Annotated in this window: 16 protein-coding genes; 13 read left to right on the top strand and 3 right to left on the bottom strand. The window is 66.1% G+C overall.

What is annotated here, in order from left to right:
- Window positions 1–206: 206 nt before the first annotated feature.
- Entirely contained in the window at window positions 207–1,169 is a 963-nt protein-coding gene (locus tag FA702_RS13050) for an ABC transporter ATP-binding protein (RefSeq protein WP_124808186.1), read from the bottom strand.
- 130 nt (window positions 1,170–1,299) lie between these two features.
- On the opposite strand from FA702_RS13050, the gene FA702_RS13055 reads away from it, so the two are divergent.
- The 10 genes from FA702_RS13055 (at window position 1,300) to FA702_RS13100 (ending at window position 8,281) form a co-directional block, all read left to right on the top strand.
- Entirely contained in the window at window positions 1,300–1,515 is a 216-nt protein-coding gene (locus FA702_RS13055; RefSeq protein ID WP_136956494.1) for a zinc-finger domain-containing protein, read from the top strand.
- Window positions 1,516–1,563: 48 nt separating this feature from the next.
- A complete protein-coding gene (tldD, locus tag FA702_RS13060; protein ID WP_136956495.1) occupies window positions 1,564–3,006 on the top strand; it encodes a metalloprotease TldD in 1,443 nt (480 codons plus the stop codon).
- 14 nt (window positions 3,007–3,020) lie between these two features.
- Window positions 3,021–3,473: a GFA family protein gene (locus tag FA702_RS13065; RefSeq protein ID WP_136956496.1), complete on the top strand. Its 453-nt coding sequence runs from the start codon at window positions 3,021–3,023 to the stop codon at window positions 3,471–3,473.
- Window positions 3,474–3,555: 82 nt separating this feature from the next.
- On the top strand, window positions 3,556–3,987 hold the full coding sequence (locus tag FA702_RS13070; protein WP_370385471.1) for a hypothetical protein: 432 nt from the start codon (window positions 3,556–3,558) through the stop codon (window positions 3,985–3,987).
- 52 nt (window positions 3,988–4,039) lie between these two features.
- Complete coding sequence (locus FA702_RS13075; protein WP_255504566.1) at window positions 4,040–4,570, top strand: GNAT family N-acetyltransferase; 531 nt, start codon at window positions 4,040–4,042, stop codon at window positions 4,568–4,570.
- An 87-nt stretch (window positions 4,571–4,657) separates the two neighbouring features.
- Complete coding sequence (gene ispG, locus FA702_RS13080; protein ID WP_124808190.1) at window positions 4,658–5,785, top strand: flavodoxin-dependent (E)-4-hydroxy-3-methylbut-2-enyl-diphosphate synthase; 1,128 nt, start codon at window positions 4,658–4,660, stop codon at window positions 5,783–5,785.
- 74 nt (window positions 5,786–5,859) lie between these two features.
- Entirely contained in the window at window positions 5,860–6,339 is a 480-nt protein-coding gene (locus tag FA702_RS13085; RefSeq protein WP_136956497.1) for a hypothetical protein, read from the top strand.
- Window positions 6,340–6,379: 40 nt separating this feature from the next.
- The gene (locus FA702_RS13090) at window positions 6,380–6,934 is read left to right on the top strand and encodes a TIGR02281 family clan AA aspartic protease (protein WP_168196062.1); all 555 of its coding nucleotides are present in this window, start codon (window positions 6,380–6,382) and stop codon (window positions 6,932–6,934) included.
- A 155-nt stretch (window positions 6,935–7,089) separates the two neighbouring features.
- The gene (locus FA702_RS13095; RefSeq protein ID WP_124808192.1) at window positions 7,090–7,581 is read left to right on the top strand and encodes a GNAT family N-acetyltransferase; all 492 of its coding nucleotides are present in this window, start codon (window positions 7,090–7,092) and stop codon (window positions 7,579–7,581) included.
- A gap of 61 nt (window positions 7,582–7,642) precedes the next feature.
- The gene (locus tag FA702_RS13100) at window positions 7,643–8,281 is read left to right on the top strand and encodes a murein L,D-transpeptidase catalytic domain-containing protein (protein ID WP_136956499.1); all 639 of its coding nucleotides are present in this window, start codon (window positions 7,643–7,645) and stop codon (window positions 8,279–8,281) included.
- A 38-nt stretch (window positions 8,282–8,319) separates the two neighbouring features.
- On the opposite strand, the gene FA702_RS13105 is transcribed toward FA702_RS13100, so the two are convergent.
- Window positions 8,320–9,708 (bottom strand): L,D-transpeptidase family protein, encoded by a 1,389-nt coding sequence (locus tag FA702_RS13105; RefSeq protein ID WP_136956500.1) that lies wholly within the window; start codon window positions 9,706–9,708, stop codon window positions 8,320–8,322.
- A 252-nt stretch (window positions 9,709–9,960) separates the two neighbouring features.
- On the opposite strand from FA702_RS13105, the gene FA702_RS13110 reads away from it, so the two are divergent.
- A complete protein-coding gene (locus FA702_RS13110; protein WP_136956501.1) occupies window positions 9,961–10,866 on the top strand; it encodes a DMT family transporter in 906 nt (301 codons plus the stop codon).
- Window positions 10,867–11,101: 235 nt separating this feature from the next.
- A complete protein-coding gene (gene acnA, locus FA702_RS13115) occupies window positions 11,102–13,774 on the top strand; it encodes an aconitate hydratase AcnA (protein ID WP_136956502.1) in 2,673 nt (890 codons plus the stop codon).
- 160 nt (window positions 13,775–13,934) lie between these two features.
- On the opposite strand, the gene FA702_RS23550 is transcribed toward acnA, so the two are convergent.
- Window positions 13,935–14,687 (bottom strand): PEP-CTERM sorting domain-containing protein, encoded by a 753-nt coding sequence (locus FA702_RS23550; protein ID WP_370385513.1) that lies wholly within the window; start codon window positions 14,685–14,687, stop codon window positions 13,935–13,937.
- On the opposite strand from FA702_RS23550, the gene FA702_RS23225 reads away from it, so the two are divergent.
- Window positions 14,680–14,829, top strand: coding sequence for a hypothetical protein (locus tag FA702_RS23225; RefSeq protein WP_255504568.1), 150 nt, complete (start codon window positions 14,680–14,682; stop codon window positions 14,827–14,829). The two genes, FA702_RS23550 and FA702_RS23225, sit on opposite strands and share 8 nt — an antisense overlap.
- Window positions 14,830–15,106 lie beyond the last annotated feature (277 nt).

The raw sequence follows: 15,106 nt of genomic DNA on the forward strand, positions 1-15,106 counted from the left end.
CGTCATGGCCCGCGCCATGCCCTGTTCTGCGCGATCCGTGGCCGCTGCACGCCGCCCGCGGGTCTGCAAGGATTCTGTCACGCGCGCGCTTTGCCGCGCGCGAAGCCGTTTGAAAAGCGCGAACTGGCCGGCGCGGCGGGGCAGGGAGGGCCGCGTTTGTTCAATTTCGCAAGTGCAAAATCCGGGATGGCTTCGCTTGCGGGCGTTCAGGCAGCCTGCGCGGGTTCGCTGGTGAGCGAGACGAACACGTCCTCGAGATCGGCTTCGCGCGTGGAGACGTCGACGATTGCGTAGCCCTGTCCCTGCACCAGGGCGAGCACTTCGCCGGCATTCATCTGGTCCTTGTCGTACGTGACCTCGACTTGTCGTTCACCCGAAATCACGCTCTTGCGGAAGGCCGGATGCTGCGGTGCGGCGGGAACGTCCCGGTCGAGCGTCAGCACCACGATCTTCTCGCGTGCCATGTCGACCAGTTCGCGCGTCGGCTTGTTGGCGATGAGCTGGCCGTGGTTGATGATGGCGATGCGCTCGCACAGTTCCTCGGCCTCTTCGAGATAGTGCGTGGTCAGGACGACGGTAACGCCTTCTTCCTTGTTGAGGTGCGAGACCAGTTCCCAGAGCTGGCGGCGCAGTTCCACGTCCACGCCGGCGGTCGGCTCGTCGAGCACGATGATCGGCGGATTGTGGACCAGTGCCTTGGCGATCAGCAGCCGGCGCTTCATCCCCCCCGAAAGCGTGCGGGCATAGGCCTTGGCCTTGTCTTCCAGATGAACCGCGCGCAGCAGGTCCATCGATCGGCGCAGCGCCTTGGGCACGCCATAGAGCCCGGCCTGATTCTCCAGCACCTCGATCGGGGTGAAAAACGGGTCGAACACGATTTCCTGCGGCACGATGCCGATCGATGCCTTGGCGTTGCGCCGGTCGCGATCGATGTCGTGGCCCCAGATCTCGACGCTGCCCGAGGTCTTCATCACCAGCCCGGCAAGCGTGTTGATCAGCGTGGACTTGCCCGCGCCGTTGGGGCCGAGCAGGCCGAAGATCTGGCCCTGCGGCACGTCGAAGCTCACGCCCTGCAGGGCCAGCTTGCCCGGAGCCTTGCCTGAGGCGGCGTATTGCTTGACGAGGTCGCGGATGCGGATCGCGGGCGGAACCGTGGGTGTGGAATCCATAGGCTATGCTATTTAGGCACGAACCGCGCCGGGTAAAGGGCCAATGCACCGCGACCCCGGACCAAAGGATGTCCCGCCCTTGTCCACGCGCGGTCTGGAATCGCCGCCGCTTCCCCGCTATAGCGCGGCCATGAGCAAGGCCCCCGAAACCGTTTTCACCACGTCCCACCGCGTCAGCTGCGACGGTGCGGGCGACATTCGCGGCGGCGCCGCGTTCAAGCCCTCGGCGCTCGGCCATCCCCGCGTCTGGCTGGAAATCGACGAGCGCGGCTATGTCGATTGCGGCTATTGCGACAAGCGCTTCGTGCTGAAGGGCGGCCTGGCGGATAGCGCACAGGCGGCCTGATCTTTCCCGAGTAGCGCGGGCGCGTTTCGCCTCCTATATCAAGAGGCGATGACCGACTTTTCCGACACCCGCTCGCTTCTTTACCGTTCCGGCGCGCTGACGCCCGACGATGCCCTGCGCCTGACGCGCGATGCGCTGGCCGCGTGTGACGATGGGGAACTCTATCTCCAGTTCATCGCCAGCGAGAGCTTCGGCTTCGATGACGGGCGGCTGAAAACGGCTGACTATTCGCGCGATGCGGGCTTCGGTCTGCGCGGCGTTTCGGGCGAGATGACGGGTTTTGCCCACGCCAACGAGATTTCCGCCGCCGCCATTGCCCGCGCGGGCGAGACACTGAAGCTGCTCGATCCGGCGAAAGGCAGCGCCGCCGCGCCGCCGCGCAGCAGCAACCGCCACCTCTACACTGACGCTTCGCCGCTCGATGCCGTGCCGTTCGAGGCCAAGGTGCGGCTGCTCGAACAGATCGATGCCGCGGCCCGCGCCCGCGATCCGCGCGTGGCGCAGGTTTCGGCTTCGCTCGCCGGAAGCTGGTCGGTGGTCGAGATCGTCCGCGCGGATGGCTTCGTCGCGCATGACGTACGGCCGCTGGTGCGGCTCAACGTCTCGATCGTGGCCGAGCAGGACGGGCGGCGCGAAACCGGCAGCTTCGGCATCGGCGGACGGCGGCTCTACGACGATCTGTTCGCGCCCGAGACGTGGAACCGCGCGATCGACAGCGCGCTGGCGCAGGCGCTGACCAACCTGGAATCGGTCGCCGCGCCGGCGGGCGAAATGACCGTGCTGCTCGGCCCCGGCTGGCCCGGCGTGCTGCTGCACGAGGCGGTGGGCCACGGCCTCGAAGGCGATTTCAACCGCAAGGGCACCAGCGCCTTTTCCGGCCGGATCGGCCAGCGCGTGGCCGCGCCCGGCGTGACGGTGATCGACGACGGCACGCTGCTGGGCGTGGGTGGCGCGGGGCGGCGCGGCTCGCTCAGCATCGATGACGAAGGCACGCCCACGCAGGAAAACGTGCTGATCGAGGACGGCATCCTCAAGGGCTATATCCAGGACCGGCTCAACGCCCGGCTGATGGGCGTGGCCCCCACCGGCAACGGCCGCCGCGAATCCTATGCCCACGCGCCGATGCCGCGCATGACGAACACCTTTATGCGCAGCGGCAACGACGATCCCGCCGAACTGCTGTCGCGCGTGAAGAACGGCATTTTCGCCAAGAGCTTCGGCGGCGGGCAGGTGGACATCACCAGCGGCAAGTTCGTGTTTTCCTGCACCGAAGCCTATCGCATCGAGAACGGGAAGCTGGGCGCGCCAATCAAGGGCGCGACGCTGATCGGCGATGGCCCCACCTGCCTGACCAAGGTCATCGGCATCGGCAACGATCTGGCGCTTGACGAGGGCGTGGGCGTGTGCGGCAAGGGCGGGCAGAGCGTGCCGGCCGGCGTCGGCCAGCCGACTCTGCTGGTCGAGGGCCTGACCGTTGGCGGCACGGGCTGACGCGGGGAGCGGCGATGGCGATTGGCGACGCGATAACCGGCGGCTGCGCCTGCGGCGCGGTGCGCTGGCGGGCGGTGGACCGAGGCTTCCGCCCTTATGCCTGCCATTGCAAGGGCTGCCAGACGCGGCAGGGCAGCGCCTTTGCGCTGAACCAGCAGGTGCTGGTGACTGACCTGGCGACCGAAGGCGCGGCGATCGAGGGCACCTGCACCGGCAGTCACGGCGCGACGGTGACGCACGTCGCGTGCCGTTCCTGCATGACCCGGCTCTACACGATAAACCACGAACGGCCCGAGATCGCTACGATCCGCACCGGCACGCGCGATGATAGCCCGGACCTTGTGCCCGCGTTCCACGTGTGGACATCGCGCAAGCAGCCGTGGATCGCGCTGCCCGACGACGTGCCGCAACTGGAAACCCAGCCCTCCACGCGCGAAGGATGGATGGCATTGGTCCTGCCCGCCTAAACGCTGCGCCGGTCAGCGCCTGTTCAGGGGAATTGTGCCATCGATCAAAGATCGACTTTTCCGGAAAAAGGACGTGCAAGCCATGAACAGAATTGCGCGCGGAACGGGTCTCGCTCTGGCCGCCGTTGCCATGATGCTGACGGGCGCGGCGGCGGATGCCGCCAAGCCGAAACTGACGCCCGAACAGCAGCTTGCCAAGGCCCTGGAAGGGCGCGTGGCGGGCACGCCGGTGGACTGCATCTACATGCCGACCATCCGTTCGACCCAGATCTACGACAAGACCGCGATCGTCTATGACGCGGGCAGCACTCTCTATGTGCAGAAGCCGCGGGTGGGGGCCGAATCGCTCGACAACGACGATGTGCTTGTCACCCGGCTGACCAGCTCGCAGCTGTGCAGCATCGACACGGTGCACCTGGTCGACCGCACCAGTCACTTCCAGCGCGGCTTCGTGGGCCTGGACAAGTTCGTGCCTTACACCAAGCCGCCCAAGGTCGCCGCCGCGGGCAACTGATCGCGAACCGGCAAGGCTGGAAAGGCGTGGCTCCTGCCTCTATGGCGGGGGGATGAGCACGTCTTCCCTGACCGTCCGCCTTGCCGCGCCCGCTGATGCCGCCGCGCTCGCCGATCTCGGCCGCCGCGCCTTCGTGGCCAAGTTCGGGCATCTCTATCGCCCCGAAGACCTTGCCGCGTTTCTCGACGGCAGCCATACCGAACAGAAGCTCGACGCCGAACTGGCCGATCCGGGCATGGTGACGGCGGTGGTGGAGGACGGGGCCGGGCGGCTGCTCGCCTTCTGCAAGCTGCTGCTGGCAAGCAGCCTGCCGCGCGTGACCGATGCGGCGCGCCCGCTGGAACTGAAGCAGCTTTACGGCGATCCCGACGTGCTGGGGCAGGGCCTTGGCGCGCGGCTGATGGACTGGGCGCTGGACGAGGCGCGCGCGCGGGGCGCGGACGAGGTGCAGCTTTCGGTGTGGAGCGAAAACCCCGGCGCGCAGCGATTCTATGGCCGCTGTGGCTTCGTCAAGGTGGGCGAGGTGGATTTCATGGTGGGTGAACAGCGCGACGAGGACTGGCTGTTCGCGCTGAAGCTGTAGGCGTTCACACCTCAATTTCATCGCCCATTTCGTGACTGGGCCACATGCGGGCTTTTGCGCGCGCGCGGGCGGCGGTATAGGGCGCGCATGTCTTCCGTACGTCCATGGCGCGATATCGCGCGTCGCAAGAGCCGCCAGATCATGGTCGGCACGGTCCCCGTCGGTGGCGATGCGCCGATCACGGTCCAGACCATGACCAACACGCTGACCTCCGACCCGGTGGCGACGATCAACCAGATCCGCCGCTGCGAGGATGCCGGCGCGGACCTGATCCGCGTTTCGTGCCCCGATGTGGAAAGCACCGCCGCGCTCGGAAAGATTGTGAAGGCGGCGCGCATCCCGATCATCGCGGACATCCATTTCCACTACAAGCGCGCGCTGGAAGCGGCCGACGCGGGCGCGGCCTGCCTGCGCATCAACCCCGGCAACATCGGCTCGTCCGAACGCGTGGCCGAAGTGGTGCGCGCGGCGAAGGCCAACGGCTGCGCCATCCGCATCGGCGTGAACGCGGGCAGCCTGGAGAAGGACCTGCTCGAAAAGTACGGCGAACCCTGCCCCGAAGCGCTGGTCGAATCCGCGCTCGATCACATCAAGCTGCTGCAGGACCACGATTTCCACGAATACAAGGTGGCGGTGAAGGCCAGCGACGTGTTTCTGGCCGTGGCCGCCTACATGGGGCTGGCCGAAGCGGTCGATTGCCCGCTGCATCTGGGCATCACCGAGGCGGGCGGGCTGATCGGCGGCACGGTCAAGTCCTCGATCGGCATCGGCAACCTGCTGTGGGCCGGGATCGGCGACACCCTGCGTGTCTCGCTTTCGGCCGAGCCGGAAGAGGAAGTGCGCGTCGGCTTCGAGATCCTGAAATCGCTGGGCCTGCGCACGCGCGGTGTCCGCGTCGTCTCGTGCCCTTCGTGCGCGCGGCAGGGCTTCGATGTGATCCGCACCGTGGAAGCACTGGAAGCGCGGCTTTCGCACATCAAGACGCCGCTTTCGCTGTCGGTGCTGGGCTGCGTGGTCAACGGTCCCGGCGAGGCGCGCGAGACCGACATCGGCCTGACCGGTGGCGGCAACGGCAAGCACATGGTCTATCTTTCGGGCGTGACCGACCACCATGTGCAGAGCGAGGACATGCTCGATCACATCGTCGCGCTGGTGGAAGCCAAGGCGGCGGAGATCGAGGCCGCGAACGACAAGGTCAGCGAAGCGGCGGAGTGAACTGATTGGTTTGGGGTAGCTGGTACCTTTTGCCTCCCACTTGGGAAGCGTTCGCCACGATATTGGCGGGTGTCATGGCCGTTGCCGCTGCTTGGCGCATCGGTAAAAGGCAAACCCAAATTCTATATGAACAGGTTGAGATCGCTAGAAAGCAGGTCGACCTTGCACGAAATGATCTGAAAATTCAGTTACTTGAAAAGCGTGCAGAATGTGTGAGGGCCATGCGTGAAATCACTCAATCGTGGTTTCAGAATATGGAATTGAGCGACGACGAGTGGCGCAATTTTTATAATCTCTCCTTGGATGCGCAGCTTCTCTTTCCAGCTGATTTGGTTACACGCCTCGAATCTGCTGTCGATAGTTCGTTGTTGGTCAAACACCACACGAGGCGCTCTGCTCAGTATCGTGAGCAAGGTAAGCATGATCATGCTACCGAGCAACTTGAGAAGTGCTATCTTGAAGAGGACAAACTCATTGATCTGATGCCTAAGCTGCTGAAGCAGCTTATCGAATATAGTCGCGTTGATGCTTGGGAAACGACAGAAACGCAGTAGGTGGAATTATCGTAACCTCTTGCTGCTAGACCGGCGGGCGATGAATCGCCTGCTGGCCCTTGTTCTCGGGATGACTGCCGCGCTGCTCATGCTGGCGCAGGGAGGCGGCGTGTTCAACCTGTCCGGGCCGGAAAGCGGGGCGACGGATGCGGCCGCGGTGACGGTCGCCGATCTTCACGCATCGCCCGACGAGAGGGGTGGCAATGCCCGCGAAAGCGGCGTGCGCGGCGGATCGACCGTGCTCGATCGCGGCGCGGACGGGCAGTTCCACGTCTATGGCCGGGTCGATGGCGGCGAGGTGCGCTTCCTGGTCGATACCGGCGCGGACATGGTGGCGCTGACCGTGGACGACGCGCGGCGGCTGGGCATCGATCCGCCGTCGTCGGCCTACCAGCCGATCCTGCGCACGGCTTCGGGGCAGGGCTATGGCGCGGTGGTGCGGATCGACCGGCTCGCCGTGGACGGGCGCGAGATCGGCGGGATCGAGGCGGTGGTGGTGCGCGATCTTTCGGTCAACCTGCTGGGGCAGTCGGCGCTGAAGCGGCTGGGCAAGGTGACGCTGGAAGGCGACCGGCTGGTGATTTCGGCAAGTTGAAAAATCCGCCGAGAACGCTGCAAGCCATCGTCATTGCGAGGCCATCGGCCGAAGCAATCCAGAGCGCCCCGCGCCCGACCTGGATTGCTTCGTCGGCTATCGCCTCCTCGCAATGACGATTCCATTTTTGCGCTCGTGGCGCTAACCGCGCGGGCATGAGCATTTCCATCCGGCCTGCGACGCCCGAAGACCTGCCGCTGATCGGCGCCTTCATCCGCGAACTGGCGGAATACGAGAAACTGGCGCACGAGGTGCGCTTCGACGAGGCGGTGCTGGGCGCCAAGCTGTTCGGCCCGCGCCCCTATGCGGAAGTGGTGATCGGCGAAGTGGATGGCGCGGCACAGGGTTTTGCGCTGTTTTTCCATAACTTCTCAACCTTCGAAGGGCGGCCGGGCGTCTATCTGGAAGACCTGTTCGTGCGGCCCGCCGCGCGCGGGGCGGGGCTGGGCAAGGCGCTGCTGGCGCACCTGGCCGCGCTGGCGATCGAGCGCGACTGCGCCCGTCTGGAATGGTGGGTTCTCGACTGGAACGAACCGGCCATCGGGTTCTACAAGGCGCTGGGCGCGCGGCCCATGGACGAATGGACCGTGATGCGCGTGGATGGAGAAGCGCTTGCGCGACTCGGGGCGAAGGCGTCAGATTCCTGACACGGGGACACGATTCGCGCCGTTAAGCTTAGGGCAGGGCGCGATGTGGCAGGGTAGTGGCATGAAGACTCGTGGGAACGAAGCCGGGATCGACCGGCGTGCGGTGCTGAAAGGCGTGGGCTTGGCGGCCGTCTCCGCCGTCGCGCCGGCAAGGGTCTTCGCGCAGCCCTATTCGCCGACCGAGCAGCACCGCCGCATTCTGGACGTGGCCAAGGAGCAGATGGAGCGTGTGCGCCCGCAGCTGTGGCGCACCGACGTGGTGGGCGTGGCCGATTTCGCGCTACCCTCCTCGCTGCCGCGCCTGCATTTCGCCGATCTCGAAAAGGGCGAGGTGCGCTCGTTCCTCGTCGCCCATGGCAAGGGATCGGACCCCGAGCACGACGGCTTTCTCAAGCGCTTCTCGAACGAGCCGAACAGCCTGGCCACCTCGCGCGGGGCGTTCATCACCTACGAATGGTACAAGGGCAAGTACGGCACCTCGATCCGGCTGGGCGGGGTGGACCCGGACAACACCAACGCGCTTGACCGCGCTATCGTGATGCACCCTGCCTGGTACGCCAATACCGACATGCTGGCGAAATGGGGCAAGCTCGGCCGCAGCGACGGCTGCTTCGCGATGGGCGAGGCGGATTTCAACGAGGCCCTGTGGCACCTCTCCGGCGGCCGCCTGCTCTATGCGGACCGGCTGGGGATCGGGTAGAGAACCCCGCCGGCCCTCACGCTATAGCGACCTGTACCTTACAGTGGATTGTCGAGCTTGATCACCGCCTCGTTGCTCTTGCGCTGGTTGGTGTGGAGCTGGCGCGGCTGGGCGAAGCTGGCGAAGACCGGGGCATCGCGGCCATAGATGTCCGAAAAGCTGCGCATCAGCCCGTTCACGTCGCGCGCGACGGTGAAATAGGTGATGTAGACCGGGAAGGTCTTGGTCATCGGCACCTTGGTGTACTTGCCCGAGAGCGTGTATTCCACGCCCTGGTCCGGCGTGATGTCGGCGCCGAGAATGGCCATGGTCATCGCCAGCTCGCTGGCGCGTTCGGCGCGGATGCAGCCGTGCGACAGCGCGCGGCTGGGCTGGTTGAACAGCGCGCGGTTGGGCGTGTCGTGGATGTAGATCGCATGTTCGTTGGGCATGTCGAGCTTCATCAGGCCCAAGGAATTGTTCGGCCCCGGCTGCTGGACCACGGTGATCGTGCCGTCCGCCGATTTGCTGACGGCATAGCCCTGGCGGCGGGCGGAGGCGGGGTTGCCGATCAGTCTGGCGCCTAGCCCTTCCCCTTTCACGATCGACTGCGGCACCGTCCATGTCGGGTTGAACACCACGTTGCGGACCTGTTCGGCCAATTGCGGCGTGGCGGTCTTGCCCGGCTTGCCGACGATGGCGCGATAGCTGCGGATGACCTTGTTGTTCACGGTCAGCCGCAGTTCCTGTTCGGGCACGTTGATGATCAGGTACTGCAGGCCCAGATCGTGCGCCAGCCAGCGCCAGCGGTCCATGTTGGCGCGGATCATGGCGATCTGCGTCGGGTCCTTGGCCTTGGCCAGCATGGACTTGAGCTCGGCGTAATCCGGGTGCGTTGGATTGAGCGAGGCGAGCACGCCCGGCACGTCGTGCTTTTCCATCGCTTCGGCCAGCAGCGCCGAGGACGGGCGCACGTCCTGGTCGGGATCGACCGCGAACCACTGGATGCGCGCGGTCATGGGCGTGCGGCCGTCGCGCAGGTCTTCGGCCAGCCAGACGAACAGGCGGCTGGCAAGGGCGTTGAGATCCGGACCCGGTCCCTTGGCGATGGCGGCGGACAGCGCGGCGGGCTCGTAATCGCGGGAAAACAGCCCTTCGGCGCCGATCCCGCGAATCGCGGCGAGCAGCGCCTGCGCGTCCGCGACGGACCACTCCGCCAGCGGCGGCGGCAGTGGCGCGGGCTGCACCACGGGAGCCCCCGGCGCGGTTGCCTGTGCGGAAGGCGCTGCGGCCGGCGCGGGGGCCGAATTGGGCGTGGCCGTCGCGCTGGGCCGGGGCGCGGGGGCCTGCGTGGTCAGATCGACAGGGCCGTTCTGCGCGGCGGAGGCCACGCCGGCTTGCGCCAGCAGCGCGACCGCCAGCGTTCCGGAAATCATCGTTCGAGCCATCGGCCGACCCTTTGCACGCATTCTGTACAAGCCCCTGTCTATCATCGGGTGAAGCCGTCGCCGGGATGCCGGCGCGGCTCTGGAGTGATTCATGCACCGCACTTGGCCCTTCCATCAAGCCCGGCGTCTGACCATAGCCTGAATCATCCACGTGCCGCTTGGTTCCGGAAACGCTTGCGGTCGCCACCGCCCGCGGTGCGCGCGACCGAATGGCGTTTCCATTTGAAACCATAATCCCTAGGAGCCTCGGGCATGGCCCGCCACGTTCATGCCTTTCCGATCCTGATCGCGCTCGCGGGGCTTGCCACGTTCAGCGTGATGGACGGCTTCATGAAGGAGGCCTCGATTCTCGTCGGCGCCTACGCCGCGATGGCCCTGCGCAGCCTGGCGGGAACGGCGCTGATGCTGCCGGTGTGGCTGGGGCGGCGCGGACGCTGGCCGGCGGCGTCCACGGTACGGCTCCATGCGCTGCGCGCGGTGGTGGCGGGCGTTATGGCGACGCTGTTCTTCTACGGCGTGGTGCGCACGCCGCTGGCCGAAGGCATCGCGCTGTCGTTCATCGCGCCGCTGATCGCGCTCTACCTCGCGGCGATCTGGCTGGGCGAACGTGTGGGGCAGCGCGCGGTGGCCGGATCGCTGCTGGCGCTGGCGGGCGTGGGCGTGATCGTGGCGGGCAAGCTCGGCGGGCATTATTCCGCCGAAGGGGTGAAGGGGCTGTGCGCGATCCTTGTTTCCGCCGTGCTCTACGCCTGGAATCTCGTGCTGCAACGGCGGCAGGCGCTGCTGGCGGGGCCGGAAGAGGTGGCCTTCTTCCAGAACGCGGTAACCGCGCTGGTGCTCTTGCCCGGCCTGTTGTGGGTGGCTCCGGCGCCGACGCCGGCCGCGCTCGGCTGGATCGTGACCTCGGCGGTGCTGTCCACCGCCTCGCTCATGCTGATGACCTGGGCCTATGCGCGCGCCGAAGCGCGGGTGCTGGTGCCGCTGGAATATACCGCGTTCATCTGGGCCGCGATCGTCGGCTGGATGATGTTCGGCGAAGCGCTGACGCTGCGCACGCTGGCGGGCGTGGCCCTTATCGTGGCGGGTTGCCTGATCGCCGTGCGGGCCGGGAAGGCGGAGCCGGCCCCCGCCGGGAAAGCGCCGGAACAGGCGGCTTGATCCCGCTTCGTTCCCGTCCGAATTGCTGTTGCGAAGCATTAGCCGATGTAATGCCGGGCTTTGGCCGAATTAGACCTTGGCTACCCTTGACGGCGCGGCGGTTAGCGCGCATCGCGCACTCGATTTCGGGTCATCCGGAACCGCACTTTCGCGCCGATTATGCAACGATCGCGTCGTCGCGGGAATGCCCCGATGGATGGCCTTTGGCCAACGGCAGGAGGTACGACACTTAGCCATGACCCAGGTCGGACAGGATACGCTCGGAACCCGCAGCACGCTGAGCGTGGGCGGCAAGGACTATGCCTACTATTCGCTCCGCAAGGCGGCGGCGAAGTTCGGGGACATTTCCCGCCTGCCCTTCTCGATGAAGGTGCTGCTGGAAAACCTGCTGCGCTTCGAGGACGGCGGCTTCACCGTTTCCACCGACGACGTGAAGGCGGTGGTCGACTGGCAGAAGAATCCCAGCGAATCGTCGAACGAGATCCAGTACCGCCCGGCGCGCGTGCTGCTGCAGGATTTCACCGGCGTGCCTTGCGTGGTTGACCTTGCCGCGATGCGCGACGCGATCGCCAAGCTCGGCGGCGACACCAGCAAGATCAACCCGCTGGTGCCGGTCAACCTCGTGATCGACCACTCGGTCATGGTCGACGAATTCGGCCATCCCAAGGCGTTCGAGGAGAACGTTGAGATCGAATACCACCGCAACATGGAACGCTATGACTTCCTCAAGTGGGGTTCCAAGTCGCTCAACAACTTCTACGCCGTGCCCCCGGGCACCGGCATCTGCCACCAGGTCAACCTCGAGAACATCGCGCAGACGGTGTGGACCAGCACCGACCAGAACGGCGCGACGGTGGCCTATCCCGACACCTGCGTCGGCACCGACAGCCACACCACGATGATCAACGGCCTGGGCGTGCTGGGCTGGGGCGTCGGCGGCATCGAGGCCGAAGCGGCGATGCTGGGCCAGCCGGTTTCCATGCTCATCCCCGAAGTGGTCGGCTTCAAGTTCACCGGCCAGCTGCAGGAAGGCGTGACCGCCACCGACCTCGTGCTGACTGCCACCAACATGCTGCGCAAGCACGGTGTGGTCGGCCGCTTCGTCGAATACTACGGCCCGGGCCTTGCCGGCCTGACGCTGGCCGATCGCGCCACGCTGGCCAACATGGCGCCCGAATACGGCGCGACCTGCGGTTTCTTCGGCATCGATGAAAAGACGTTGGACTACCTGCGCCTGACCGGCCGCGAGGAAGCGCAGATCGCGCTGGTCGAAGCCTATGCCAAGGAACAGGGCTTCTGGATCGATCCGTCGGTCGAGCCGATCTTCTCGTCCACGCTCGAACTCGACCTGTCGACCGTGGTGCCTTCGCTTGCCGGCCCCAAGCGCCCGCAGGACCGTGTTTCGCTGCCCGACGTGGACGACGTGTTCAACAAGGACATGGCCGAAACCTACAAGAAGGCCCACGCGCGCGTGCCGGTCGAAGGCAAGGACTTCGATCTGGGTGACGGCGACGTGGTGATCGCCGCGATCACGAGCTGCACCAACACCTCGAACCCGGGCGTGCTGGTGGCCGCCGGTCTCGTCGCCAAGAAGGCCGACGAACTGGGCCTCAAGCCGAAGCCGTGGGTCAAGACCAGCCTTGCCCCCGGATCGCAGGTCGTCACCGACTACCTCGAACGCGCCGGGCTGCAGCCGCACCTCGACAATGTCGGCTTCAACCTCGTCGGCTACGGCTGCACCACCTGCATCGGCAACTCCGGCCCGCTGGCCGATCCGATCAGCAAGGCGATCAACGAGAACGGCCTCGTCGCCAGCGCGGTGATCTCGGGCAACCGCAACTTCGAAGGCCGCGTCAGCCCCGACGTGCGCGCCAACTTCCTCGCCTCGCCGCCGCTCGTCGTGGCCTATGCGCTCAAGGGCACGGTGATCGAGGATTTCGTCACCACCCCGATCGGCACCGGCAAGGACGGGCAGGACGTGTTCCTCAAGGACATCTGGCCGACCAACGAGGAAGTCTATTCGACGATGGCCGGCTGCATGGACCGCGCCATGTTCCAGGCCCGCTATGCCGACGTTTACAAGGGCGACAAGCACTGGCAGGCGATCAACGTCACGGGTTCGGAAACCTACCAGTGGCGCGCCGGATCGACCTATGTCGCCAACCCGCCCTATTTCGAGGGCATGTCGATGACGCCGGCCCCGGTGCAGGACATCATAGCGGCCAAGCCGCTGCTGGTGCTGGGCGATTCGATCACCACCGACCACATCAGCCCCGCCGGCAACATCAAGGCCGACAGCCCCGCCGGCCAGTGGCTGCTGGAGCACCAGGTTTCGAAGGCGGACTTCAACAGCTACGGCGCGCGTCGCGGCCACCACGAAGTGATGATGCGCGGCACCTTCGCCAACATCCGCATCAAGAACGAAATGGTGCCCGGCGTCGAAGGCGGCTTCTCGAAGTTCAACGGCGAAGTGCTGCCGGTCTATGACGTGGCGATGAAGCACAAGGCCGCCGGCACGCCGATGGTCGTGATCGCGGGCAAGGAATACGGGACTGGTTCCAGCCGCGACTGGGCGGCCAAGGGCACCAACCTGCTGGGCGTGCGCGCGGTGATCGTCGAGAGCTTCGAGCGCATCCACCGTTCTAACCTCGTCGGCATGGGCGTGCTGCCGCTCCAGTTCAAGGACGGCGCGACCCGCCAGTCGCTGGGCCTCACCGGTGACGATACCTACACGATCAAGGGCGTGGCCAACCTCCAGCCGCGGCAGGACGTGGAAGTGGAAGTGACCCGGCCCGACGGATCGACCTTCAGCTTCACCGCGCTGTGCCGCATCGATACCGCCAACGAAGTCGAATACTTCATGAACGGCGGCATTCTGCACTACGTGCTGCGCAAGCTGGCGGCCTGACCGCCGCGCCAGCCGCTCCCGGCCTCCTTGCGAGGCCGGGGCTGCGCTGGGCCTGCTTTCTGTGACAAGAAGAAGGGCGGCTCCCCTTGCGGAGGCCGCCCTTCCCTTTTCCCGGACCGTGTGGAGGCAACGGGAAAAGTTCCCGTCCAGGGGTATTCCGTCAGGCGGCCTTGGGCCTGGCGAAGCGCCGGCGCGCGACCAGCGTGGCCGCCGCGGCGCCGAACAGCAGGACCATCGACGGTTCGGGCACTTCGGTGCCACTGGACGTCGACGACGAGGTGCTGCCGTTCGAGGAAGAGGACGTCGAACTGGACGTCGACGACGAGGTTGACGAACTGGTCGAGCTGGATGTGGACGACGACGTCGAGGAACTCGTCGAGCTCGACGTCGACGAGGACGTCGAAGAACTGGTCGAGACGTTGCCCGACGAGGTCGAGGTCGAAGAGCTGGTGCTGACGTTGCCCGAGCTTGTCGAGACGTTGCCCGACGAGGTGGAAACGTTGCCCGAGCTGGTGCTGACGCCGCCGGTGGACGTCGAGACGTTGCCGCTCGAGGTCGACGTCGAGGTCGAGACGCCGCCCGTGGAGGTAGAGACACCGCCGGTCGAGGTGGAGGTGGATACCCCCCCGGTCGAGGTGGACACGCCACCCGACGTCGAAGACGTGGACCCGCCCGAGGTGGACGTCGAACCGCCCGAGGTGGAGGTGGACCCGCCGGACGTGGACGACGAACCGGTGCTGGTCGAGGAGACGACCACGCTGCCGCCGCCACCGCCGCCGCCGAAGAAACCTCCGAAGAAGCCGCCGCCGAAACCGCCGATCGGGCCGCCGCCGATCACCACCGGCACGCCGCCACCGCCGCTGACCGGCTGGGGCGGCATCGGCGGCATATAGGGCACGGGCACCATGGCCATCTGCTGCGCGGGCGCTTCGCAGGTCCGCGTGGTGGTGGTCCGCACGATCTGGCGGGCGCGATGCACTTCGCGCGGGGCACGGTGCGCGATCTGGCGCGGCGCGCGCTTGGCCTGCTTCACCTTCACCGGCTTGACGTGGTGAATTTCGCCCGAGGAGGGGGCTTCTGAAACGTGCACTGCGCCGCCACCAAGAATGGCGCCGCCCGCCGCGCAGGCTGCAAGTTTCGCCAAGGCCATCCGAACCGACATGATCGTTGCTCTCACTAGTTCCCCGAGGAAGCCCGATAGCATGACGGCGTTAACAGCCTGCTTCGCCCTTCCTGACCTGTCGAACAACGCAGATGAATCGCCCCGCGACAATGGCGTTAACCGGGATTCGGGCATGAAAAATGCCCAAAAACGTCCCGCTTTCGATGCTG

Origin of the sequence: Novosphingobium sp. EMRT-2, from assembly GCF_005145025.1 — a bacterium.
Classification (GTDB): domain Bacteria; phylum Pseudomonadota; class Alphaproteobacteria; order Sphingomonadales; family Sphingomonadaceae; genus Novosphingobium.

Excerpts from the sequence above, each read along its gene's own strand:
- FA702_RS13050 (WP_124808186.1), bottom strand. The coding sequence starts at position 1,169 with ATGGATTCCACACCCACGGTTCCGCCCGCGATCCGCATCCGCGACCTC.
- FA702_RS13055 (WP_136956494.1), top strand. The coding sequence starts at position 1,300 with ATGAGCAAGGCCCCCGAAACCGTTTTCACCACGTCCCACCGCGTCAGC.
- tldD (WP_136956495.1), top strand. The coding sequence starts at position 1,564 with ATGACCGACTTTTCCGACACCCGCTCGCTTCTTTACCGTTCCGGCGCG.
- FA702_RS13065 (WP_136956496.1), top strand. The coding sequence starts at position 3,021 with ATGGCGATTGGCGACGCGATAACCGGCGGCTGCGCCTGCGGCGCGGTG.
- FA702_RS13070 (WP_370385471.1), top strand. The coding sequence starts at position 3,556 with ATGAACAGAATTGCGCGCGGAACGGGTCTCGCTCTGGCCGCCGTTGCC.
- FA702_RS13075 (WP_255504566.1), top strand. The coding sequence starts at position 4,040 with ATGAGCACGTCTTCCCTGACCGTCCGCCTTGCCGCGCCCGCTGATGCC.
- ispG (WP_124808190.1), top strand. The coding sequence starts at position 4,658 with ATGTCTTCCGTACGTCCATGGCGCGATATCGCGCGTCGCAAGAGCCGC.
- FA702_RS13085 (WP_136956497.1), top strand. The coding sequence starts at position 5,860 with ATGGCCGTTGCCGCTGCTTGGCGCATCGGTAAAAGGCAAACCCAAATT.
- FA702_RS13090 (WP_168196062.1), top strand. The coding sequence starts at position 6,380 with ATGAATCGCCTGCTGGCCCTTGTTCTCGGGATGACTGCCGCGCTGCTC.
- FA702_RS13095 (WP_124808192.1), top strand. The coding sequence starts at position 7,090 with ATGAGCATTTCCATCCGGCCTGCGACGCCCGAAGACCTGCCGCTGATC.
- FA702_RS13100 (WP_136956499.1), top strand. The coding sequence starts at position 7,643 with ATGAAGACTCGTGGGAACGAAGCCGGGATCGACCGGCGTGCGGTGCTG.
- FA702_RS13105 (WP_136956500.1), bottom strand. The coding sequence starts at position 9,708 with ATGGCTCGAACGATGATTTCCGGAACGCTGGCGGTCGCGCTGCTGGCG.
- FA702_RS13110 (WP_136956501.1), top strand. The coding sequence starts at position 9,961 with ATGGCCCGCCACGTTCATGCCTTTCCGATCCTGATCGCGCTCGCGGGG.
- acnA (WP_136956502.1), top strand. The coding sequence starts at position 11,102 with ATGACCCAGGTCGGACAGGATACGCTCGGAACCCGCAGCACGCTGAGC.
- FA702_RS23225 (WP_255504568.1), top strand. The coding sequence starts at position 14,680 with ATGGCCATCTGCTGCGCGGGCGCTTCGCAGGTCCGCGTGGTGGTGGTC.
- FA702_RS23550 (WP_370385513.1), bottom strand. The coding sequence starts at position 14,687 with ATGGCCATGGTGCCCGTGCCCTATATGCCGCCGATGCCGCCCCAGCCG.